A 20,996-nucleotide genomic window follows, 5' to 3' on the forward strand; every position below is an offset into this window, starting at 1 on the left:
TAAATATCCCGGGGAGCGCGAGGGGCTGGCCCCTCGCTCCTGCCCTCACCACACCGACGAAGGCTCACTGGCATGACCCAGCTCCCCACATCCACAGACCGCAAGATGGGCTTGGTGATCGACCTCGACACCTGCGTCGGCTGCCACGCCTGCGTGATCTCGTGCAAAGGGTGGAATACCGAAAACTACGGTGCGCCGCTGTCGGATCAGGATGCGTACGGAGCCGACCCTTCGGGCACCTTCCTGAACCGCGTTCATTCCTACGAAGTGCAGCCCGCCGACGGCCCCGCCCAACTGATCCACTTCCCCAAATCCTGCCTGCATTGCGAGGACGCCCCCTGCGTCACCGTCTGCCCGACCGGGGCCAGCTACAAACGAGTCGAGGACGGAATCGTGCTGGTCAACGAAAGCGACTGCATCGGCTGCGGTCTCTGCGCTTGGTCCTGCCCCTATGGCGCGCGCGAGATGGACATGGCCGAAGGCGTGATGAAGAAATGCACCCTCTGCGTAGATCGCATCTATAACGAGAACCTGCCCGAAGTGGATCGTGTCCCGACCTGCGTCCGCACCTGCCCCGCCGGCGCGCGGCATTTCGGCGATCTGGGCGACCCGGACAGCGATGTCAGCAAGCTGGTTGCCGAACGCGACGGCATGGACCTGATGCCTGAGATGGGCACCAAACCGGTCAACAAATACCTGCCGCCCCGGGCAAAGGACACGGTGGACGAACAGATCAACATACTGGCCCCGCTGCTGGCCCCTGTGGCGGAAGACCCCAAGGGCTTTCTCGGATGGCTCGACAAGACGTTGGAGAAGTTCTGATGCATCCGGCCCCTTCCGTTATCCTCTTCACCACATTGTCGGGGCTGGGCTTCGGGATGCTGTTCTTCCTTGGCCTCGGGATGCCGAATGTTTCCGGCTGGGTGGCTTTGGTGTTCTTTGCCATCGCCTACGCGCTGTCTGTTGGTGGATTGCTGGCCTCGACCTTTCACCTCGGCCATCCGGAGCGGGCTTGGAAGGCCTTTACGCAATGGAAAACCAGCTGGCTCAGCCGCGAGGGTTGGTGCGCAGTGCTCGCTCTGATCGTCATGGGGATCTATGCGTTGGGCGTGGTCTTTCTGGACCAACGGTTTGGTCTTCTGGGGTGGGTTGGGGCGTTACTGTCTCTGGCCACGGTGTTTACGACATCGATGATCTACACCCAACTCAGGACCGTTCCGCGCTGGAACATGAAGCTGACGCCTATCCTCTTTCTAAGCTTCAGCTTGGCCGGAGGTGCCCTTCTGGCCGGTCAGACCCGTGTCGCCGTGCCCATGTTGCTGATCGCGGCGCTGGTTCAGCTTCTCTACTGGCGCCAGGGAGACAAGGCTTTCGCGGCGGCGGGCACCGATCTGGGCACCGCGACAGGTTTGAGTGAACGCGGTTCTCTCCGCGCGTTTGAACCACCCCATACCGGGACCAACTATCTGTTGCGAGAATTCGTCCATGTGGTCGGACGCAGACATGCGGCAAAGCTGCGGGGAATTTCGTTTCTCCTTGCGTTTGGTCTGCCGGTCCTTTTGCTGCTGGTCCCCTTCAGCCATCTTTTTGCTGCCCTCGCCGTCCTGTCGCATATCGCAGGCGTCGCAACCTCGCGCTGGTTGTTCTTCGCGCAGGCAGAACACGTTGTCGGGTTGTATTACGGCAAACGATGAATGGGGGCTCTGCCCCCGGCGCGGCAAGCCGCACCTCCCCCGGGATATTTGGGGCCAGATGAAGTTTGGAACCCCAGGAAGAGAAGCCGCGCGCCGGGGCGGGGTGCCGCCCGGTTGCAGGTGGATCAGATCAGGCCCGCATGGGTCATGGCCGCATCGATGGCAGCTTTGGTACTGGCATCCAGTTCGGTCAGGGGCGACCGGACCTCGGGGCTGCACAGGCCCAGCTTGCTAAGGGCATATTTGGCGCCAACGAGACCGGGTTCGATGAAGATCGCCTCGTGCAGGGGCATCAGGCGGTCCTGATAGGTCAGAGCTTTGGCGTAATCGCCCGCAAGCGTTGCCTGCTGGAATTCGGCACAGAGTTTCGGGGCCACGTTTGCCGTGACCGAGATGCAGCCGACGCCGCCATGGGCGTTGAATCCCAATGCCGTCGCATCCTCGCCGGACAACTGGCAGAAGTCCGAGCCGCAGCTGGCGCGTTGCTGGCTGACGCGGGCCAGATCGCCTGTGGCGTCCTTGACTCCGACGACGCGTGGCAGTTGGGCCAACTCGCCCATCGTCGCGGGCGTCATGTCGATCACCGAGCGGCTGGGGATATTGTAGATGATGATCGGAATATCGGCGCTGTCGTGCAGCGCGCGGTAGTGGGCCAGCAGGCCCTTTTGCGTCGGCTTGTTGTAATAGGGCGTCACAACCAGCGCCGCATCAGCGCCGATCTTTGCAGCGAACTGGACGAACCGGACCGCCTCGACCGTGTTGTTGGACCCGGCCCCAGCGATCACCGGGACGCGGCCTGCGGCAGCCTTCACGACTTCGGCAACGACCGTTTCGTGTTCATCATGGGTCAGCGTCGGGCTTTCGCCGGTTGTACCGACGGGCACCAGGCCGGTCGAGCCTTCGCTGATCTGCCACTCGACCAGATGTTTGAGCGTCTCCAGGTCCAACGCGCCGTTGCTGAACGGGGTGACCAGGGCGGGCATCGAGCCTTTGAACATGGAACGCTCCTTAAGGTGCAGTTAGCAGTTTTTGCGTCACGGGCCATCACAATCATAGCGATCCGAGTTGATCCCGGCGGCGCAAGGTTTATCCTGAATGGCTCTATCCTTGGTTGGTTGGGAAATGCAAGGCATGACACGCGTACTGGCGCTTTTGGTGGTGGTGATTTTGGGCTCGGTCGGGCAGGTGCGGGCCGACGCGGCGGGCGACCTGCGTGCCGGTCTGTATGAGATGCGCAAGGGGGATTGGAATGCGGCCCTAAGCACCTCGGGCGCGCGCGGGTCGGTGTCTCGGGACATCATCGTCTGGCACTGGTTGCGCGAGGGCTTCGGCAGCTCGGGGGATGTGCTGGTTTTCCTTGAACGTCGCCCCGATTGGCCCGGCCTGGCCTGGCTGCGCCGCAAGAGCGAGCCGTCCTTTACCAATGCCGATGCGGACCGGGTGCTGAAATTCTATGCCGGGATGCCGCCACAAACCGCCGAAGGGTCGCTGAACTATGCCGTCGCGCTGATGAGCAAGGGGCGCCATGGCGAGGCCGAGGCCGATATCGTGACCGCGTGGCGGACCATGCCGATGGGTTCAGGACTGCAGAAGGATTATCTGGAGAACTTCGACAAGCTGCTGAAGCCGCATCACGCGGCGCGCATGGACCGGATGTTGTGGGATGGCCATCTGGTCAGCGCCGGCCAGATGTTGCCCCTGATCAGCGCCGATCAGCGCAAGCTGGCCGAGGCCCGGATCGCTCTGCAAAAACGTCAGAACGGGGTGGATGGCAAGGTGGCGGCGGTGCCGAAATCTCTGGCCGATGCGCCCGGGCTGGCCTTTGACCGGTTTGTCTGGCGTGATCGGAAAGAGCTGGACGACAGCGCCATCGATCTGATGCTGGCCCGGTCGACCGGGCCTGACGCGCTGGGTGAGCCGGACAAGTGGGCCGAGGGGCGGCGCAGGCTAGCGCGGCTTGAGATGCGAACCGGCAGCGCCGAGCGCGCCTATGCCATCGCCGCCAATCATCACATGACCCCGGATATGGGCTATGGCTATGCCGATCTCGAATGGCTGGCCGGGTTCCTTGCCCTACGCAGGCTGGATGATCCGGCGACGGCGGTGCGCCATTTCCAGAACTTCTCGGGCGCGGTGCAATCCCCCATTTCCAAAGGGCGCGGCGGGTATTGGCTGGGGCGAGCTTATGCGGCACTGGGAGATGCAGACAAAGCATATGAAGCATATGCAGTTGGGGCGGATCATCAGACCTCGTTCTATGGTTTGCTGGCAGCCGAGCGCATTGGCCGACCGTTTGACCCAGAATTGGCGAACCCGCGCCGCGCCGCGCACTGGAAACAGGCCGCGTTCGCGGACTCCAGCGTGCTCGAGGCCGGGTTGCTTCTGTTGCAGGCGGGTGAGGGCAATCTGTCGGAGCGCTTCCTGACCCATTTGGTCGAAAGCCTCGATCAGACGCAGGCCAATCAGTTGGGCGATTTGGTGCTGGAACTGAATGAGCCGCATCTGGCCGTCATGATAGCCAAACGCGCGGCGACAACCGGGGTTGTCCTGCCAGCCGCCTACTATCCCGTGCATCCAGTCGCCGATATCGGCCTGCCGATGGCAAAAGAGATGACCTTGGCCATTGCCCGGCGCGAAAGCGAATTCGATCCGGTGGTGATCAGCGGCGCGGGCGCACGGGGGCTAATGCAGGTGATGCCCGCGACGGCGCAGTTGGTGGCCAAGGATCTTGGTATTCTCAGCGGACACAAGACCGGGCGGCTGACCTCGGACTGGCGGTACAACGCCAAGCTGGGGGCGAATTACCTGTCCAGCCTGGCCGAGGATTTCAACGGCAACGTCGTCATGATGGCGGCTGGCTACAACGCCGGACCCCGTCGCCCGATTTCATGGATGGAGCGTTATGGCGACCCCCGCCGGGGTGAGGTGGATGTGATCGACTGGATCGAGACCATCCCCTTCAAGGAAACCCGCAACTATGTCATGCGCGTCGCCGAGAGCCTCCCGGTCTATCGTGCGCGGCTGGGCCAACCGCCTCTTCCGGTGCCGTTTTCACAGGAGTTGACCGGCTCAACCCTTGCGTCTTTCGCGCCATAGGGTGAACAGGCCCGCCGCGATCACCAGCCCTGCGCCCAGCACAACTGCGGGGCGCAAGGTCTCGTGGAAGACGGTGATGCCCAGAATAGCGCTCCACATCAGGTGGAAATAGGCGAAAGGCTGTACGGCGCTGGCCTCGGCCATTTCATAACATTTGATCAGCAGCCAATGCCCCAGCGCACCTGAAATGCACAGCAGCCCCATCCATAGCCAGTCGCTGCGAGCCATCGGTTCCCAGAACCATATGCCAATAGCGGTCATAGCGACGGCCCCTGCCACGCCGGTCCAGAAAAAGCTGGTGGCGGTGCTGTCGCGCCGCGCGGCGTATCGGGTCAGCAGGCCGTAAACCGCGAACATCAGCGCCGAGATCAGCGGGATCACCGCCCAAGGGTTGAACACGCCTGCTCCGGGTTGGAGGATGATCAGAACGCCGACACAACCGACACCGATCGCAGCCCAGCGCCGCCAGCCGACTTTTTCGCCCAGCACCGGGCCGCTGAGGGCTGCGATCAGCAGCGGGTAGCAGATGAACACCGCTTGACTTTCGATCAGCCCGAGGATCGTGAAACTGTAAACAGCGACGCAGATTTCTCCGGCCAGCAGCAGGCCCCGGAAAATCTGCAGCCGAAGCTGACTGGTCTGCGCTGCAGCCCTCAGGCCTCCGGGTGATCTGGCTGCTAGTGCAATCACGAAGGCGGCAAAGAACCAGTACCGGATCATCACCACCATGTAGGTGTTATAAGCCCCCGCCAGATGGCGCGAGATACCATCCTGCAACGCAAACACGATGGTTGCGCCGATCATCAGCGCAATACCCGCGTTTACGTTGTTCTGCTGGCTCATGGCTTCACCGCCCGGGTCATGTGCCGCTTGCGGCCAAAGCCGGGGCTGCGGGTAACGTCGAACCCGGCGTCGGCCAAGCCCCGGCGTACGAACCCGGCTGCGGTGTAGGTTGCCGCCGTGCCGCCCGGCGCCGTGTGGTCAGCCACCTGCTGCATCAGTTCCGCACCCCATAGTTCGGGGTTCTTGGCGGGTGAGAAGCCATCCAGAAACCATGCGTCCGCCGTATGATCCCAGCCCGGCAGGGTTTGACGGGCATCCCCGACAATGACCTCAAGATGCAACGTATCCAACGTGCAGCTCTGGCCCGTCCAGACCGCCAGAAAGCGATCCGCCCATGGCGACAGTTCGGGAAACGCCGCCAGCGCGCGGGCCATATCGTCTGGGGCCATCGGGAAGGCCTCGAAACTGGTGAACCGCAGCGGTGAGGTCTGCCCTGCACCCTCCCACGCGGACCAGACGGTCAGCATGTTCAGGCCGGTGCCGAAACCCAGCTCGGCGATGTGAAATCCGGGTGCAAAGCGCGCAGGCAGGTCGTTGCCTGCAAGGAACACATGGCGCGTCTCTTCCAACCCGTTCTGCAACGAGTAATAGGGATCGTCGAAACGATCCGAGACAGGAATCTGATCCTCGGTCCACGTCAGTTCGGCACGCTGGTCTGCCATCGGGTTATCCTGTAGCTAGGCGGCGCGACACTGAACAAGGAAAAGGGGATTGGCAATGGTCGATGTGACGGTGCGCGGCGCAGGCATCTTTGGCCTGTCCATCGCATGGACCTGCGCCCGACGCGGGGCCAAGGTTCAGGTGGTCGACCCCTTCGGCCCCGGCGCAGGCTCCAGCGGAGGGCTGGTGGGGGCGCTTGCGCCGCATGTGCCCGAGAACTGGAACGCCAAGAAGGCCTTTCAGTTCGACAGCCTGATCATGGCCGAACCGTTCTGGCAACAGGTGGAGGCGACGGGTGGCGTTTCCCCCGGCTATGCGCGGCTGGGTCGGTTGCAGCCCGTCGGCGACCAGCGCAGCCTTGACCTCGCCCATACGCGGGCAACCACGGCCGAGATGCTATGGCAAGGGCGCGCCCGTTGGACCGTGCGCCCGGTGGACGAGCTCGGCGCTTGGTGCCCGCCCAGCCCCACTGGCTTTATCATCCACGACACGTTGAGCGCACGAATGCACCCCCGGCGCGCCTGTGCTGCTTTGGTTGCAGCGCTCGGGGTGATGGGGGTCGAGGTGACAACACAGGCCCCCGACAAGGGTCAGGTCATTCACGCCACGGGCTTGGCCGGTCTGGATGAGCTCAGCCGCGCCTTCGGCAAAACCGTTGGCAATGGCGTCAAAGGACAGGCCGCCTTGCTGCGGTTTGATGCCGGAGAGGTGCCGCAGCTATTCGCGGATGCGGTTCATATCGTGCCGCACGCGGATGGCACGCTGGCGATCGGATCGACGTCCGAACGGGGCTATGATGACCCCACCAGCACCGATGCAGCACTGGACGATGTGCTGGACCGCGCCACCCGCGCGCTGCCCCTGCTGCACGGGGCCGAGGTGATCGAGCGATGGGCCAGTGTGCGCCCCCGCAGCAAAAGCCGCGCCCCGATGCTGGGTGCGCATCCTTTGCACCAAGGCCAGTTCATCGCCAACGGAGGCTTCAAGATCGGCTTCGGCATGGCCCCGAAGGTGGCCGAGGTCATGGCCGATCTGATGCTGGACGGCAAAGACGCGATCCCCGACGATTTCCGGCCCGAGGCGTCGTTGTGACCTTCGAAGTCCCGCCGCAGCGCCTGTTCCCGGACAGTCCGAAACTGTCGGAGGTGCTGGTGCTAATCCGCGAAAGCTTTGCTTATATGGAAGGTCGCATTGATCCGCCCTCATCCATGCACCGACTGACCGAGGATACGCTGCGGGATCAGGCGCGAGAGGGTGAGGTCTGGGTCATCGGTACGCGCCCGGATGCCGTTGTGTTTCTGACGCCAAAGCCCGGGCGTTTGTATCTGAGTAAACTGGCCGTCGACCGAAGCCAGCGGGAGCGGGGTTTGGCCCGGCGGCTGGTTACGCTTGCTGAGACCCGCGCAAAGGCGCTGGGTTTAGAGGTGTTGGAACTGCAAACCCGCGTCGAGCTTGTCGAGAACCACGCTGCCTTTGCCCGCATGGGGTTTGTCAAAACTGGTGAGGTGGCCCATCCGGGGTACGACCGCACCACCTCAATCACGATGCAAAAGCGCCTAGGTTAGCGCCTCGGCCCGCATACATTCGCGTCCGTCGGGCCCGCGCGTCCACAGCGTTTGCCCGTTCCGACAGAGGGTCGCAGTTTCAAAGTGCATCAGCGGGGCCGTGGCGCGGAAGGAAAACGCGGTCAGCTGGCCCATCAACTCGGTCGCATAAAGCATCAGAAGCTGCGCCAGCAAAGGCCCATGCACGACCAGCCCGGCATAGCCCTCAACCTCGCGCGCGTAATCCAGATCATAATGGATGCGATGCCCGTTGAAGGTCAGCGCGGAATAGCGAAACAGCAGGGTGGTATCAAAGCTGACCTCGCGGCGGTCGGTCTCATCCGAACGGGCCTGCGGGGGCTGCGGAGGATGGACCCGGGGCGACGGGTCCTCGCGATAGACCAGATCCTGCCATTCGGTCAGGCACAATTGGCCCTGCTGCCAGACCTCGTGGCGCAGAGTGACAAAGCCCAGCGGACCGCTGCGGCCGGTCTTCTGCGCAGCCCTTTCCCGGAGCGACCGCCGTTCGGCTTCAACGCCCGCGATCAGAGGTCGGTGGAATTGCAATCGACCTCCGGCCCACATCCGCCGCGGCAGACCCATATCCGGGATCAACCCAAGGCCAACCTTCGGATGCCCGTCCCGCCCAAGATCAGACGGCGGCAAGGGTGACCAGAAATACAGGTGATGGAAAAACGGTGGCAGGGCCGCGCCCGCCTCAACCGAGGGCGCGTGCCCCAACGCGACCTGCAACGCTCGGGCGCGGGCGGGATCCATCGGGTCTCCGACGACCTCGGCCCCTATCGCATCTTCGTAGGTCAAACCCCCGCCTCGGCCCGCAGCTTCTGCATCAGGGCGTGCAGAGTGTGTTCATAGCGGTCATTGGTCAGACGTCCCTCGGCATCAAACTCGTTAGAGCTGTCGGCCAGATGAATTTCGGGCCCCTGCAGGATGCGCGGCTGGAACGGCACCATGAAGGAGCGCAGGATCATCTGCGCGCGTTCGCCCCCGGCGCGGCCCGCGGCGGCGGACATTACGGCCACCGGCTTGTCCATCCACGGCTTGTCCTTGGTTCGGCTGACCCAGTCCAGCGCGTTTTTCAGAACGCCTGACGGCCCCTTGTTGTATTCCGGGGTCGAGATGATCACCGCATCCGCCTGCGCGATCTGATCCGCCAGCACCTGTACGGCCTCGGGGATACCCTCGCCGGTTTCCAGATCACCGTCATAAAGCGGCAGGTTCAGATCGGCCTCGATAAATGTGCCGGGCGCGAACAGGCGCGCCGCTTCGCTCAATAGTTTGCGGTTGGTCGCGCCCTGCCGCAGCGAGCCGGAGAGGCCAAGAAGGATGGGATCAGACATGGGGAAACTCCGTTGCCGTGTTTCCCCAATAGTTAGCCAAAGATCGTTCCGGACCAAAGCCCCGGTGACGCGCAGTCACTGTGCGCACCGCAGGGTGCCCGGCCAGATTAGGTGCGCCCGCTGGGAATGATCTCGATATCGACGCGGCGGTTGCGGGCCTTGCCCTCGGGCGTCAGGTTCGAGGCGGCGGGGCGGCTTTCGCCCAGACCAATCGTGGTGATCCGGCCGCTGTTCACGCCATTGGCCTGCAGGATATCCGCCACCGAACGGGCGCGCCGTTCCGAGAGGCCCTGATTGTAGGATGCCTCGCCATCGCTGTCGGTATGGCCGATGACCTGCACGTTCGAGTTGGGATAGCGCACAAGGTTCTGCCCCACGCGTACAAGATCAGCCCGCAGCGCCGGATTCACGGTCGAGCTGTCGGTGGCAAAGGTGATGTCGTTGGGCACGGTCACGATCAGACGGTCGCCCGCATTGGTGATGGTGATGCCGTCATTGGCCAGTTGCTGCCGCAGTTCGGCAGCCTGCCGGTCCAGTTGATTGCCGATGACACCGCCACCGGCGGCCCCGATGGCCCCACCGGCCAACGCACCCAGAAGCGGATCAGAGTCGTTGGCAATCGCGCCAACCCCGGCCCCGATCAAACCGCCCAGAATCGCACCTTGCTTGGCGTTCTGATTAGGATCAGAGGGCAAGTTCAGCGTACCGGGGTCCGTACAGGCCCCCAAAACCAAAGCCGAGCTCAGCCCGGCGGCAACAACAAACTTGGAAATCGTCATAAGTTCAACCTTCTGCTCTGGCATCCGTTTTGGTTGGTGCCACGTTCTTTGCCCCATTATATCGCGCCGCTTGGGCCCAGGCTCAAGCAACAATCGGGTGAATTGGCAGTTACGCGCCGTTCAGTGGGCCTGTCCAGGCGCGTCCCAGCGGTTCTGTTCCTGCCAGATCGCACGCAGCGGCTCACCCTGCCCACAGAAGTGATCCTCGGTCAGCTCACAAGCCCAGATGCGGTCTGTGCGGAAATGGCGAAAACCATTGCGCAGCTCGCACCACGCCGCCAGCATAGTGCATTCGATGTGATAGATCAGGGCGACGGGCCGTACAGTACGTTCAGTCCGCTCGCCTTGGGAATTGACATAGGTGATACGAATTTTGCGCTCGGACCGGATCGCTTCACGGTAATTCACGACCGGCACGCAGCCCTTGGCTGGATCATCCAACGGTGCACCCCACGGCGCGACCTGCAGCCAATCAGCGGGCGCGCGCAAGGCCTCGATCTTGCGGCACACCCGGTCGGCGGCCTGCTGTAACGTGCTGTCACCGGTCCGCGCCAGCATCGACAGGCCAACCCACAGCGCCTCGACCTCTTCGGCGTCAAAGTTCAGCGGCGGCAGGTCATACCCCCGCCGCATCAGATACCCGACCCCCGCCTCGCCCTCGATCGGCGTGCGCTGAGCCTGAAGCGCGGCGATGTCGCGATAGACCGTCCTGACGGACACCTCCAGCTTGTCTGCCAACGTCTCAGCCGTCACAGGCGCGGGGGCGGCGCGTAAAATCTGAATGATTTCAAACAGGCGGGTGGAACGGCGCATCTGGGTCTCCGGCATTTCTGCTGACACCCTAGCACATCCCCCTGACAAGGTGGTGTCAGGAGTGATCGGCAATTCTGGGCTCAACCGAAAGGAGGCCCATCATGCCAAGCCGAGACCATCACGTTCTGATGACCCTGAAACTGGACCGCTGGGCACAAGACCACCATCTGCGCGGGTTCGAGATCGAGCGCGAGATCATGGCCGCCCGACAACCCTGCGCCCCAAAACGGCGCGCCCGGCGGTTCTCGCTGGGCAATCTGAAGGTGTTTTGGACCCGAACCGCCTAGAAATCCGCCTTGGCGCGGAATTTCATTGAAACGCCCCCTTCGGGGTTCTTCAGACGCAGTTCTTCCGAATGCAGCATCAGGCGCGGAAAGTCCCGCGCCGCGCCCTCGGCATAAAACGGGTCACCCAGAATAGGATGGCCCAGCGCCAGCATATGCACGCGCAACTGATGCGAGCGCCCGGTTTTGGGAAACAGTCGTACACGCGTCGTCTCACCCTCGTACTTCACCACACGCCATTCGGTGACGGCTGGTTTGCCCGTCTCATGGCACACCATCTGCCGCGGGCGATTGGGCCAGTCGACGATCAGCGGCAGATCAACCGTGCCCGTCTTGTCCTTCGGCCGCCCCCAGACACGGGCAACGTAGGTTTTGCGGGTCTGACGGTTCTCGAACTGCAAACCCAAATGCCGCTGAGCGTGAGGCGTCTGAGCAAAGACCATGACGCCCGATGTATCCCGATCCAGCCGATGCACCAGTAGAGCCTGCGGAAATGCCGCCTGCACCCGGGTTAGCAGACAATCGGCCAGATGCGCCCCCCGCCCCGGCACCGACAACAGCCCCGAGGGTTTGTTCACCACGATCAGCTGTGTGTCTTCATGCAGAACGTCCAGAGGCGTCTGCGGGGGATCATAGGTCTCGCTCATGCGCGCCTGCCTATCGCAGCCCGCAACCTCCCGCAACGTCGTCCTTGCCTGATGCGGCCGGGTTCAGCAACTGTTGCCCCAACAGACAGGAGGACACATGCATCCCACGATCCAACGTATGCAAGAGGTTGTCGCCAAAGGCGATGAAAGCCTGATCCAAGACCTGCTGGCCGAAGACGTGCGGTTCTCGCCCCCGACCTATTACAGCACTTGGACCGGGCGTGCACCGGTTGCGGCGGTTCTGGGCCATGTGGGTCAGGTGTTCTCGGATTTCCGCTATCGACGTGTGATGGGTGAGGGCAACGACTGGGCATTGGAATTCCAATGCAAGGTGGGTGAGCTGGATGCGGTGGGCGTCGATCTGATCACGCTGGACGAAGACGGTCAGATCCAGGACTTCGAGGTGGTCATGCGCCCTTATAAGACCATCGGAGCGCTGCGCGAGGCCATGATGGCCCGCGTCATGAACGATGCCCGGCTCCTGCAGTTCAAGGACGCGCTGAGCTGACCATGCCAATCGCTGCCGATCAACTTGTTCGCGTCCCCCTGCTGCCCGTACTGGCCCTGCAAGGCCTTTCTGTGCGCCGCAACGCGCGTTTCCTCCCCGAACCCATTGGCCCCCGCGAGGGGCGTGAAGGCCGTGGTCCCCGCCTGCGCCTGCTGATCGCCGGAGACAGCTCTGCCGCCGGGGTCGGGGCAGGCACGCAGCACCAAGCCCTGTCGGGTCATTTGGCCCGCCGGTTGGCAAAACACTATTCCGTCGAATGGCGGCTAGAGGCCACCACCGGGCACACGACGCGAGATACGCTTGATCGGCTTCAAAAACTGGATATGGAGTTTGATGCTGTCGTCACAGCACTCGGCGTGAATGACGTCACCCGCGCGGTCTCGGCCCGGCAATTCGCGACGCAGCAGGCAGAGCTGCTGACCCTACTGACCGATAGCTTCGGCGCGCGCAAAGTGATCGCGACCGCAGTGCCCCAGATGAACCGCTTCCCCGCCCTGCCCCAGCCCTTATCGTGGGTGCTGGGCCAACAGGCCAAGCGGCTGGATCAAGGATTACAGCAGGTTGCAAGCCGCTTCCCGCAAGCACGTCATCTGACGCTGGATTTGCCGGATGACCCGGCGCTCGCTGCCCCGGATGGCTATCACCCCAGTCCCAAAACCTACGCGCTCTGGGCAGACGAGGCCGCGCGTCTGATCCTTCAGGCCTGAGACCGGATCTGCCGGATCATCGGGATCGAATAGACCACCAGCCCAGCCCAGATCAGGGGGAAGGCAATCATTCTTGCGCTGTCGATCTTCTCACCGAACAAGGTTACGGCGGTGATGAATATCATCGTCGGAGCGATGTATTGCAGGATGCCCATCGTTGACAGCCGCACCAGCTTGGCCCCGTTTGCATAGACCAACAGGGGCACCGCAGTCACGATCCCCGCGCCTGCCAGCAACATGGTATCGGACATTGCGACACCGAAATGCCCCGAGCCAGTTGCCCCCAGCCACGTCACATAGGTCAACGCGGGAACCAGCAGGATCAAAACCTCCAGCAAGAAACCCTGATTGGGCCCGATCGGTAGCGAGCGTTTGAAGAAGGCATAAAACCCCCAACTCACCATCAACCCCAGCGCAGCCCACGGCAGGCTGCCTGCCTGCACCACCAACACCAGCACGCCCAACGCAGCTAGACCAACGGCCAGCATCTGCGTTTTGGTTAAAGGTTCGCGCAACAAAACCGCGCCCAATGCAATGCTGAACAGCGGGTTGATGTAGTATCCTAGGGCTGCATCCAAAGCGTTGCCTGAAGAAATCGCCCAAACGTAAATCGCCCAATTTACCGAGATCAGCGCCGCAGTCAGCGCCGCCATCCCCAACATCTGCGGATTGCGCAACGCTGCCTTTAGATCGGCTGTCCGCCCCAGAGCAATCAGCAACAGCCCCGCCACCGGAACCGACCAAATGACGCGATGCGCCACGATCTCGACAGGGCCGATATGCGCCACGGCTTTCATGTAAAGCGGAAGGAACCCCCACAGCACATAGGCCGTCACAGCAAGAGCCAACCCCTTGGGTGAATCCATATTCCGATCAGCAATGTCGCGCGCAGTCATGGGCTTCTCCAAGGGCAACGCCCCTGTCTAAGGCAATGTTGCGCACTGACAAACCTCTTATTCTGTGACATCCGCCATCACGATCCCTGATACATCAACAACCAGCGTACACATGACGATCAGCCGACTCTTTGCGAGGCTCTGCCTCGCGCTCCGGGATATTTTTGGCCAGATGAAGAGTGGATCCCCTGCTTCATCTGGCTCTAAATATCCCGGGGGAGACGCGGCTTGCCGCGGCGGGGGCAGAGCCCCCATCCTCTGTTCTCAGATCTTAACCCGTTCGGATTTCGGATCATACATCGGCTTCAGCGAGGTCTCGGCGCGCACTTTGACGCCACACACATCAATCTCGTAGGCGGACGCCAAAACACTGGCCGCCGTTTCACCAGCGCACGGGACATAGCCCATGCCGATCGCACCACCCAGCGTGTGCCCATAGTTGCCGGAACTGAGATAGCCGACATATTCCCCGTCCCGCACGATCGGCTCGTTGTGATACAGCAGCGGCTCGGGGTCGGTCAGTCGGAACTGCACCAGACGGCTCTGGGGGCCGCTGTCTTTGCGCGCGATCACCGCGTCGCGTCCGATGAAATCACACCCCTTGTCGGGCTTGACCGCAAAACCCAACCCGGCATCGATCACGTGGTCTTCGCAGGTGATGTCATGGCCGAAATGACGAAAGCCCTTTTCGATCCGGCAACTGTCCATCATGTGCATCCCGCACAGTTTCAGCCCCATATCCTGCCCTGCTGTGTGCAGCGTTTCGAACACGTGGCCCGCCATGTCGGTTGAGACATAGATCTCCCACCCCAGCTCTCCCACATAGGTCACACGATGGGCGCGGGCCAGCCCCATGCCGATCTCGATTTCCTGCGCGGTGCCGAACGGATTCACCGCATTCGAGAAATCGTTGGGCGATACTTTCTGCAGCAACGTCCTCGCGTTCGGCCCCATGACGGCCAGAACGCCTTCGGCCGCTGTCACATCGGTGAGGACAACGCGGAAATCACCCACGTGGCGCTGCATCCAGGTTTGGTCCGCCAGACGTGTCGCGGCGGGGGTGACGACCAGATAGGCGATCTCGGATAGGCGGGTGACGGTTACGTCGGCCTCGATCCCGCCTGCGCGGTTGAGGAACTGGGTATAGACGATCTTGCCCACCGGCACGGCGAAATCCCCGCCGCCGACATAGTTCAGGAAGGCCTGCGCATCCGGCCCCTCGACCCGGATTTTACCGAATGAGGACATATCGTACATGCCCACATTTTCCCGCACCGCGCGGTGTTCCGCCGCCGTGTTTTCGAACCAGTTCTGGCGTTTCCAGCTATAGCGGTATTCGCGCGCCTGCCCCGGTTCGGCGAACCAGTTGGCGCGTTCCCAGCCTGCCAGTTCGCCAAAAACCGCACCTTGTTCCTGCAGGTGATGGTGGAACGGCGTCCGGCGCACACCGCGGGCGGTGGCTTTCTGACGATATGGGTAGTGGTCGGCGTAGAGCAGGCCCAATGTCTCTTTCGACCGTTCAAACAAGTACTGCCTGTTGCCCTGAAACGGCTGCATCCGCGCGATGTCCACATCGCCCAGATCGAACGGCTTCTCGCCTGCATCCATCCATTCGGCCAACGCCATGCCCGCCCCTCCGGCGGATTGGATGCCGATCGAGTTGAAACCGGCTGCGGTCCAGACATTGTCCATCTCGGGCGCGAGGCCAAGGTGATAGGCATCGTCGGGCGTAAAGCTTTCGGGGCCGTTGAAGAAGGTATGAATCCCCGCCTCGGCCAGCATCGGCATTCGGTTGCAGGCGGCTTCGAGGATCGGCTCAAAGTGGTCGAAATCCTCGGGCAGTTGGTCAAACTCGAAACTGTCGGGGATACCGTTCATCGCCCAGGGCTTGGCGTTGGGTTCAAACGCGCCCAGCAGAATTTTACCCGCATCCTCTTTGTAATAGGCGCATTCGTCGGGCACCCGCAACACTGGCATTTGGCCCAGCCCATCAATGCCTTCGGTCACGATATAAAAATGCTCGCAGGCGTGCAGAGGGACATTTACGCCCGCCATCCGACCGACCTCGTGCCCCCACATGCCAGCGCAGTTCACCACCATGTCACAGTCGATATGGCCACGGGCGCTGCCATCGTCCGAGACCCAGTCCACCCCCGTCACACGGCGGCCCGATCTGGCGATGCCCGAGACCTTGACCCGTTCGCGCACGACCGCACCACGCTGGCGGGCGCCCTTGGCCAAGGCCAGCGCGATATTAGCCGGATCGCCCTGCCCGTCCGTTGGCAACCAGACACCGCCCGTCACACCCTCAAGATTGATATGCGCGTAGCGCTCTTTTACCTCGGCAGGTGACAGTTCCTCGACCGGCACACCGAAAGCACGGGCCATCGCGGCGTTTCTATTAAGCTCTTCCAGACGCTCGCTGGTCAGCGCGACCGAAATCGATCCGACCTGGCGCAGCCCGGTGGCCACTCCGGTCTCTTCTTCCAGTCCCAGATACAGCTCGGCCGAGTAGCGCGCCAGCTTTGTCATATTGGATGAGGCGCGCAATTGCCCGATCAAACCGGCGGCGTGCCACGTCGTGCCGCTGGTCAGCTGCTTACGCTCCAGCAGCACCACATCGGTCCAGCCTTTCTTGGTCAGGTGATAGGCGACCGAGCAGCCGATCACGCCGCCGCCGATGATGACCACGCGGGCTTTGGAGGGAAGGTCAACCATTCTGATATCTCCGATGTTTCATGATGTGCGCTCAGACGATCCGATGTCCGGCGGCCCGCAGCTTTTGGGCGAGGGTTTCGATATGCTCGGGGCCGACCTCGCAGCAGCCACCGACGATTGTTGCCCCGTGTTCGACCCAGCGCATAGCGTGGCTTGCATAGGCGTCGGGGGTCAGGTCATGGCGTTGCTGCAGCGCGTCGACCGTCGGGGCATCCCGCAGGAAACCGACGGAGATGCCGGTGAAGCCGTTGGCATAGGCCCCATACGGCAGACCAAAGTCGGCGATGACGTCTAGCGCCGCAGGAATCGCCTCGGGGCGCGAGCAGTTGATGAGCACCGCGCCGGGCGCAAACCGCGCGATCAGCGGCGCAACGTCGCCCACGGCCTCGCCCGAGCGCAATCGGGTGCCATCGTCGTCCATCACCGACAGGGCCAGCCAGACCGGCTTGCCGCAGTCTTGGGTGCCGCGCAGCGCGCCTTCGGCTTCTTGCAGGGATGAGACCGTTTCGATCAAGAACAGGTCGACGCGGTCGGCCATCATGCCGACCAGTTCGGCAAATTTCGCGGCGGCCTCCTCGGGGTCGGGGTTCAGGTCTGGGCGGTACGAGGCTAGAAGCGGCCCAAGCGCACCGGCGATGCGGCCCGTCGTTCCCGCCCGCGCCCGCTCGGCCTGCGTCAAGGCGGCGTCGATCAGTGGGTTCAGCTGATCTTCGATCCCTTCGCGGACCAGACGAGAGCGGTGCACGGCGTAGGTGTTGGTCGTGGCCACGGTGGCGCCGGCCCGGAAGTAGTCGGCATGCACCTGCCGCACCAGATCGGGCCGATCCATCATCACCCGTGTTGACCACAGCGCAGTCGGTCGCTGATCGCTGCGTTTGACCAGTTCCTGCCCGACCGAGCCGTCCAGAAGTGTGATATCCGCCATCAGGTCGTCTCCTCAGGGTATCAGGACCAGTTTTCCGGGCAGGGTTTTCGACTGAAACACCTCTTGCGCGCGGGCGATGCCGCGCAGCGGAAAGGTGCTGGAAATCAGAGGTCTGATCCGGCCTTCGTTTATCAGGGTGACAAGGCAACCGAAGACCTCGGGCGGCTGATGGGTGCAGCCGTGAATCGTGATGTCGCGCAGGTAGATGTCGCGCAGATCGGCGCTGACGATCGGTCCTGCGATGGCCCCCGACACGGCGTATTGCCCGCCCGATTTGAGTGCCCGGATCAGGTCGGGCCATGCCGGGCCGCCCACTACATCAATCACCGCGTCGAAGGTGTCTGGTGGCAGCGGGGCGTCCCGATCATAGGTTGCGACCGCACCCTGCGCTTTCACCACGTCAGCCTTGGCCGCCCCCGTGACGCCGCAGACCGCTGCGCCGCGCAGGATGGCCAGCTGGACCGCGGCCAGACCCACGCCGCCCGACGCGCCTGTGATCAGAACCTTGTGTCCTGCGGTCACGCCCGCGCGGGTCAGCAGGTTCTCGGCGGTGCCAAAGGCGCAGGGGATGGCGGCGATTTCCTCATCCGACAGCGGTGAGGCCGTCACGTCATACAGATCATCCGCATCCAGCAGGCAGTATTGCGCAAAGGCCCCGTCAATCTCGGACCCCAAGGCGATAAACCCGCGCGGATTGCCGGGATATGGGCGCGGCAGGTTGATCGGACAGGTCACGCGCTGGCCCGGCGCGAAACCGGTTTCGGGCCCGGCTGTTTCGACAATCCCGCACAGATCGCCGCCCTGAATACGCGGAAACACCAACGCACCACCCCAGCCACCCGCTGTCACATCCTGATCGACCGCGTCGGTCGCACCGGTCACGTCCGGGGAATACCAGCCAATGCGTGTGTTGATGTCGGTGTTGTTAACACCCGCAGCCGCCACGCGCACCAGAACTTGACCGGGGCCGGGTTGCGGCACCGGGATATCCTCGCGCCATTCCAGCGCATCCGGCCCCCCGTGGCAGGTCAGATAGACGCCGTGCATAACGCGCCCAGCAGCCATGGCTCAGGCCCGCAGCCGCTCGTTGGCCGGATCCCAAAGGGGTTGATCCTCTTGCACCGTGGCGGGGTATTTCTGGCCGTAGATCTCGACCTCAAGCGCGGTGCCCGGCTGGGCCAGTTCCGCCCTGATCATGCCCAGCGCGATGGACTTGCCCACGCGATAGCCCCACGCGCCCGAGGTCGTCTCGCCCACGATCTCGCCATTTTGCCAGATGCAGGACATATAGGGCGCGTCGCAATCGCCCGCATCCACGGTCAGGGTGACGAAGGATTTCTTCACGCCCCGCTGCTTTTCGCCCAAGATCGCCGCCTTGCCGGGGAAATCCTGCGGTTTGTCCAGTTTGACGAAACGTTCCAGCCCGCCCTCCAGCAGAGAGTAATCGGTCGACAGGTCGCCCTTCCACGCGCGATAGCCCTTTTCGATGCGCAGCGAGTTGAGGGCATACATGCCAAACGGTTTCGCCCCAGCGTCGAGGATCGCGTCATAGACCGCAGGCATGTCGTCGTTCAGGGCGTGAACTTCCCACCCCAGCTCTCCTGCAAAGGACACGCGGATCAGGTGGGCGGGTCGCCCGGCGACGGTGGCGGACTGATGGGTCAGCCACCCCGACGAGAGGTCCGCATCCGTCAGGCCAGACAGGATGTCGCGCGATTTCGGGCCGGTGACGATCAGCGTGTCGCGGGTGGTGGTGACGTCCTGAACGCTGACACTGGCGGGCATGGCAGCCCGCAGGATGTCACGGTCATGCCATTGGGCTGTCGCGGCGGTGATCATGACGAATTCGTCCTCGCCCAGACGTAGGCAGGACATCTCGGTCAGGATGCGGCCCCGGTCGTCCGAGATATAGACCAGATTGATCCGGCCCACCTTGGGCAGACCACCCGTAACCAACCCGCGCAGCGCCTCGGCGGCCCCTGCGCCCTGCACCATGAAGCGCGAAAATCCCGGCAGGTCGAGCACGCCACACGCGTCACGCACGGCCTCACATTCTTCCCTGATCCGCTGCTCCCACGGGCCGGACCGGCCCCATGTGTGCGTTGCATCCAGCGCGGTATCATCGCCCGGCTGCGCAAACCAGTTGGCACGTTCCCAACCGTTATAGACACCCATCACACCACCCAGCGCCCTGACTTTGTCATGCACCGGAGACAGCTTCTTATCCCGCGCAGCAGGCCATTCGTGGTGGGGGAAGTGCATGGCGTATTCGTTGCCATAGACCTCCATGCCCTTCTGGTTGCAGTAATCCTGATCGGTGTAGTCGGTGTAACGGCGCGGATCGACGGCCCACATATCCCATTCGGTCGCGCCATCAACGATCCATTCGGCCAGCACCTTGCCCGCGCCACCGCCCTGCGCAATGCCGAAGGTGAAAGTGTGGGCCTCGAACGCATTCCTCACACCCGGCATCGGGCCGATCAGAGGCAGCCCGTCCGGCGCGTAAGGGATCGGCCCGTTGATCACACGGCCAACGCCCGAGGTCGCCATCAGCGGCACACGCTCCATCGCGTCGGTGACAATATCCTCGATGCGGTCCAGATCGTCGTTCCACAGTTGGAAACTGAAATCGTCGGGCATCGGGTCATCTTCGGTCATCCAATGACCCCTGCAGTTGGGCTCATAGGGGCCAAGGTTGAAGCCGTTCTTCTCCTGCCGCAGGTAATAGGACACATCCACGTCGCGCAGCAGAGGCAGCTTGCCACCGTTTTCCTTGCTCCACGCTTCGACCTCGGGGATCTCATCGGTCAGCAGGTATTGATGACTCATCACCATCGCAGGCACGGTGCGTCCGCCATAGGGCTTGAACCATTCGCCGACGCGCTGCGCATAATATCCGGCCGCGTTGACCACATAATCACAGGCGATGTCGCCCTTTTCCGTATGGACCGTCCATGTGCCATCGTCGTGCTGCGTCACACCCGTCGCCGGGCAGAAGCGGATGATCTTCTGCCCCAGATCGCGCGCGCCCTTGGCCAGCGCCTGTGTCAACTGCGCCGGGTCGATGTCGCCATCGGTCGGATCATACAGCACGCCCTCAAGGTCGTGGGTTTCCAAAAACGGATAGCGCTCTTTGGCCTCGTCCGGCGTCCACATCTTCATCGCGATGCCCTGATAGCGGCCCATGGAGCAGGCGTGCTGAAACTCCTGCGTCCGCTCGGCACTATGGGCCAGACGGATCGACCCCGAGACATGGTAGTTCATCGGATAGTCGACCTCATCCGCCAGCCGCGCATACAGCTCGGTCGAATAGCGCTGCATGTTCATGATCGCCCATGAGGTCGAAAAGGTCGGCACATTCCCCGCCGCGTGCCATGTGGACCCGGCGGTCAGTTCGTTCTTTTCCAGCAGAACGCAGTCGGTCCAGCCCTTCTTGGCCAGATGATACAGGGACGAACAGCCCACAACGCCGCCGCCGATTATGACCACACGGGCCTTGGTTGGAAAGTCACTCATGCGTC

Annotated in this window: 21 protein-coding genes; 8 read left to right on the forward strand and 13 right to left on the reverse strand. The window is 62.8% G+C overall.

Annotated features, from left to right (window positions below; all coding sequences use genetic code 11):
* Positions 1-72 precede the first annotated feature (72 nt).
* Both ACR0J1_RS06055 and ACR0J1_RS06060 read left to right on the forward strand, forming a co-directional pair.
* The gene (locus tag ACR0J1_RS06055; RefSeq protein WP_480731404.1) at positions 73-822 is read left to right on the forward strand and encodes a 4Fe-4S dicluster domain-containing protein; all 750 of its coding nucleotides are present in this window, start codon (positions 73-75) and stop codon (positions 820-822) included.
* Positions 822-1,694 (forward strand): dimethyl sulfoxide reductase anchor subunit family protein, encoded by an 873-nt coding sequence (locus tag ACR0J1_RS06060; protein ID WP_480732138.1) that lies wholly within the window; start codon positions 822-824, stop codon positions 1,692-1,694. The genes ACR0J1_RS06055 and ACR0J1_RS06060 overlap by 1 nt, the downstream gene beginning before the upstream one ends.
* 125 nt (positions 1,695-1,819) lie before the next feature.
* On the opposite strand, the gene dapA is transcribed toward ACR0J1_RS06060, so the two are convergent.
* Positions 1,820-2,692 (reverse strand): 4-hydroxy-tetrahydrodipicolinate synthase, encoded by an 873-nt coding sequence (gene dapA / locus ACR0J1_RS06065; RefSeq protein WP_480731406.1) that lies wholly within the window; start codon positions 2,690-2,692, stop codon positions 1,820-1,822.
* A 133-nt stretch (positions 2,693-2,825) separates the two neighbouring features.
* Here dapA and ACR0J1_RS06070 point away from each other — a divergent pair, with 133 nt between their 5' ends.
* Positions 2,826-4,790, forward strand: coding sequence for a lytic transglycosylase domain-containing protein (locus ACR0J1_RS06070; RefSeq protein ID WP_480731408.1), 1,965 nt, complete (start codon positions 2,826-2,828; stop codon positions 4,788-4,790).
* Here ACR0J1_RS06070 and ACR0J1_RS06075 read toward each other — a convergent pair.
* The gene (locus ACR0J1_RS06075; RefSeq protein ID WP_480731410.1) at positions 4,764-5,633 is read right to left on the reverse strand and encodes a DMT family transporter; all 870 of its coding nucleotides are present in this window, start codon (positions 5,631-5,633) and stop codon (positions 4,764-4,766) included. The two genes, ACR0J1_RS06070 and ACR0J1_RS06075, sit on opposite strands and share 27 nt — an antisense overlap.
* Positions 5,630-6,295 carry a tRNA (5-methylaminomethyl-2-thiouridine)(34)-methyltransferase MnmC2 gene (mnmC2, locus tag ACR0J1_RS06080; protein WP_480731412.1) on the reverse strand — a complete coding sequence of 222 codons (666 nt, stop codon included), beginning with the start codon at positions 6,293-6,295 and terminating at the stop codon, positions 5,630-5,632. Before mnmC2 ends, ACR0J1_RS06075 begins: the two co-directional genes overlap by 4 nt.
* A 55-nt stretch (positions 6,296-6,350) precedes the next feature.
* On the opposite strand from mnmC2, the gene ACR0J1_RS06085 reads away from it, so the two are divergent.
* Both ACR0J1_RS06085 and ACR0J1_RS06090 read left to right on the forward strand, forming a co-directional pair.
* Entirely contained in the window at positions 6,351-7,385 is a 1,035-nt protein-coding gene (locus ACR0J1_RS06085; protein ID WP_480731413.1) for an NAD(P)/FAD-dependent oxidoreductase, read from the forward strand.
* Complete coding sequence (locus tag ACR0J1_RS06090) at positions 7,382-7,858, forward strand: GNAT family N-acetyltransferase (protein WP_480731415.1); 477 nt, start codon at positions 7,382-7,384, stop codon at positions 7,856-7,858. The genes ACR0J1_RS06085 and ACR0J1_RS06090 overlap by 4 nt, the downstream gene beginning before the upstream one ends.
* Here the strand turns inward: ACR0J1_RS06090 and ACR0J1_RS06095 are convergent.
* The 4 genes from ACR0J1_RS06095 to ACR0J1_RS06110 all read right to left on the reverse strand — a co-directional run bounded on the left by ACR0J1_RS06095 (position 7,850) and on the right by ACR0J1_RS06110 (position 10,790).
* Positions 7,850-8,614 (reverse strand): HTD2 family dehydratase, encoded by a 765-nt coding sequence (locus ACR0J1_RS06095; RefSeq protein ID WP_480732140.1) that lies wholly within the window; start codon positions 8,612-8,614, stop codon positions 7,850-7,852. The two genes, ACR0J1_RS06090 and ACR0J1_RS06095, sit on opposite strands and share 9 nt — an antisense overlap.
* Before the next feature lie 41 nt (positions 8,615-8,655).
* Positions 8,656-9,198 (reverse strand): NADPH-dependent FMN reductase, encoded by a 543-nt coding sequence (locus ACR0J1_RS06100; RefSeq protein ID WP_480731417.1) that lies wholly within the window; start codon positions 9,196-9,198, stop codon positions 8,656-8,658.
* A gap of 107 nt (positions 9,199-9,305) precedes the next feature.
* Positions 9,306-9,977: a YiaD family glycine zipper/OmpA-like lipoprotein gene (locus ACR0J1_RS06105; protein WP_480530624.1), complete on the reverse strand. Its 672-nt coding sequence runs from the start codon at positions 9,975-9,977 to the stop codon at positions 9,306-9,308.
* Positions 9,978-10,097: 120 nt separating this feature from the next.
* Positions 10,098-10,790 carry a helix-turn-helix transcriptional regulator gene (locus ACR0J1_RS06110; protein ID WP_480731419.1) on the reverse strand — a complete coding sequence of 231 codons (693 nt, stop codon included), beginning with the start codon at positions 10,788-10,790 and terminating at the stop codon, positions 10,098-10,100.
* Positions 10,791-10,891: 101 nt separating this feature from the next.
* On the opposite strand from ACR0J1_RS06110, the gene ACR0J1_RS06115 reads away from it, so the two are divergent.
* Positions 10,892-11,077, forward strand: a complete 186-nt coding sequence (locus tag ACR0J1_RS06115; protein WP_480731421.1) for a hypothetical protein — start codon at positions 10,892-10,894, stop codon at positions 11,075-11,077.
* Here the strand turns inward: ACR0J1_RS06115 and ACR0J1_RS06120 are convergent.
* Complete coding sequence (locus ACR0J1_RS06120) at positions 11,074-11,721, reverse strand: RluA family pseudouridine synthase (RefSeq protein ID WP_480731423.1); 648 nt, start codon at positions 11,719-11,721, stop codon at positions 11,074-11,076. The genes ACR0J1_RS06115 and ACR0J1_RS06120 overlap by 4 nt on opposite strands.
* 97 nt (positions 11,722-11,818) lie before the next feature.
* On the opposite strand from ACR0J1_RS06120, the gene ACR0J1_RS06125 reads away from it, so the two are divergent.
* Positions 11,819-12,229 (forward strand): nuclear transport factor 2 family protein, encoded by a 411-nt coding sequence (locus tag ACR0J1_RS06125; RefSeq protein ID WP_480731424.1) that lies wholly within the window; start codon positions 11,819-11,821, stop codon positions 12,227-12,229.
* A gap of 2 nt (positions 12,230-12,231) precedes the next feature.
* Positions 12,232-12,936, forward strand: a complete 705-nt coding sequence (locus ACR0J1_RS06130) for an SGNH/GDSL hydrolase family protein (RefSeq protein WP_480731425.1) — start codon at positions 12,232-12,234, stop codon at positions 12,934-12,936.
* Here ACR0J1_RS06130 and rarD read toward each other — a convergent pair.
* From rarD to ACR0J1_RS06155, 5 genes are all read right to left on the reverse strand, one after another.
* Positions 12,927-13,832, reverse strand: coding sequence for an EamA family transporter RarD (gene rarD / locus ACR0J1_RS06135; RefSeq protein ID WP_480731427.1), 906 nt, complete (start codon positions 13,830-13,832; stop codon positions 12,927-12,929). The two genes, ACR0J1_RS06130 and rarD, sit on opposite strands and share 10 nt — an antisense overlap.
* A gap of 264 nt (positions 13,833-14,096) precedes the next feature.
* A complete protein-coding gene (locus tag ACR0J1_RS06140; RefSeq protein ID WP_480731429.1) occupies positions 14,097-16,550 on the reverse strand; it encodes a GcvT family protein in 2,454 nt (817 codons plus the stop codon).
* A gap of 31 nt (positions 16,551-16,581) precedes the next feature.
* Positions 16,582-17,475, reverse strand: a complete 894-nt coding sequence (locus tag ACR0J1_RS06145; RefSeq protein ID WP_480731430.1) for a homocysteine S-methyltransferase family protein — start codon at positions 17,473-17,475, stop codon at positions 16,582-16,584.
* A 12-nt stretch (positions 17,476-17,487) separates the two neighbouring features.
* The gene (locus ACR0J1_RS06150; protein WP_480731432.1) at positions 17,488-18,540 is read right to left on the reverse strand and encodes an alcohol dehydrogenase catalytic domain-containing protein; all 1,053 of its coding nucleotides are present in this window, start codon (positions 18,538-18,540) and stop codon (positions 17,488-17,490) included.
* 3 nt (positions 18,541-18,543) lie between these two features.
* Positions 18,544-20,991, reverse strand: coding sequence for a GcvT family protein (locus ACR0J1_RS06155; RefSeq protein WP_480731434.1), 2,448 nt, complete (start codon positions 20,989-20,991; stop codon positions 18,544-18,546).
* Positions 20,992-20,996: the final 5 nt, after the last annotated feature.

The sequence above is a fragment of the Ruegeria sp. CJ3 genome, assembly GCF_056536725.1.

Coding starts and splice junctions, on each gene's coding strand:
- ACR0J1_RS06095 (WP_480732140.1), bottom strand. CDS start 8,614: ATGGATCCCGCCCGCGCCCGAGCGTTGCAGGTCGCGTTGGGGCACGCG.
- ACR0J1_RS06115 (WP_480731421.1), top strand. CDS start 10,892: ATGCCAAGCCGAGACCATCACGTTCTGATGACCCTGAAACTGGACCGC.
- ACR0J1_RS06140 (WP_480731429.1), bottom strand. CDS start 16,550: ATGGTTGACCTTCCCTCCAAAGCCCGCGTGGTCATCATCGGCGGCGGC.
- dapA (WP_480731406.1), bottom strand. CDS start 2,692: ATGTTCAAAGGCTCGATGCCCGCCCTGGTCACCCCGTTCAGCAACGGC.
- ACR0J1_RS06070 (WP_480731408.1), top strand. CDS start 2,826: ATGACACGCGTACTGGCGCTTTTGGTGGTGGTGATTTTGGGCTCGGTC.
- ACR0J1_RS06125 (WP_480731424.1), top strand. CDS start 11,819: ATGCATCCCACGATCCAACGTATGCAAGAGGTTGTCGCCAAAGGCGAT.
- ACR0J1_RS06145 (WP_480731430.1), bottom strand. CDS start 17,475: ATGGCGGATATCACACTTCTGGACGGCTCGGTCGGGCAGGAACTGGTC.
- ACR0J1_RS06100 (WP_480731417.1), bottom strand. CDS start 9,198: ATGTCTGATCCCATCCTTCTTGGCCTCTCCGGCTCGCTGCGGCAGGGC.
- ACR0J1_RS06130 (WP_480731425.1), top strand. CDS start 12,232: ATGCCAATCGCTGCCGATCAACTTGTTCGCGTCCCCCTGCTGCCCGTA.
- ACR0J1_RS06085 (WP_480731413.1), top strand. CDS start 6,351: ATGGTCGATGTGACGGTGCGCGGCGCAGGCATCTTTGGCCTGTCCATC.
- ACR0J1_RS06150 (WP_480731432.1), bottom strand. CDS start 18,540: ATGGCTGCTGGGCGCGTTATGCACGGCGTCTATCTGACCTGCCACGGG.
- rarD (WP_480731427.1), bottom strand. CDS start 13,832: ATGACTGCGCGCGACATTGCTGATCGGAATATGGATTCACCCAAGGGG.
- ACR0J1_RS06120 (WP_480731423.1), bottom strand. CDS start 11,721: ATGAGCGAGACCTATGATCCCCCGCAGACGCCTCTGGACGTTCTGCAT.
- ACR0J1_RS06075 (WP_480731410.1), bottom strand. CDS start 5,633: ATGAGCCAGCAGAACAACGTAAACGCGGGTATTGCGCTGATGATCGGC.
- mnmC2 (WP_480731412.1), bottom strand. CDS start 6,295: ATGGCAGACCAGCGTGCCGAACTGACGTGGACCGAGGATCAGATTCCT.
- ACR0J1_RS06110 (WP_480731419.1), bottom strand. CDS start 10,790: ATGCGCCGTTCCACCCGCCTGTTTGAAATCATTCAGATTTTACGCGCC.
- ACR0J1_RS06060 (WP_480732138.1), top strand. CDS start 822: ATGCATCCGGCCCCTTCCGTTATCCTCTTCACCACATTGTCGGGGCTG.
- ACR0J1_RS06155 (WP_480731434.1), bottom strand. CDS start 20,991: ATGAGTGACTTTCCAACCAAGGCCCGTGTGGTCATAATCGGCGGCGGC.
- ACR0J1_RS06105 (WP_480530624.1), bottom strand. CDS start 9,977: ATGACGATTTCCAAGTTTGTTGTTGCCGCCGGGCTGAGCTCGGCTTTG.
- ACR0J1_RS06055 (WP_480731404.1), top strand. CDS start 73: ATGACCCAGCTCCCCACATCCACAGACCGCAAGATGGGCTTGGTGATC.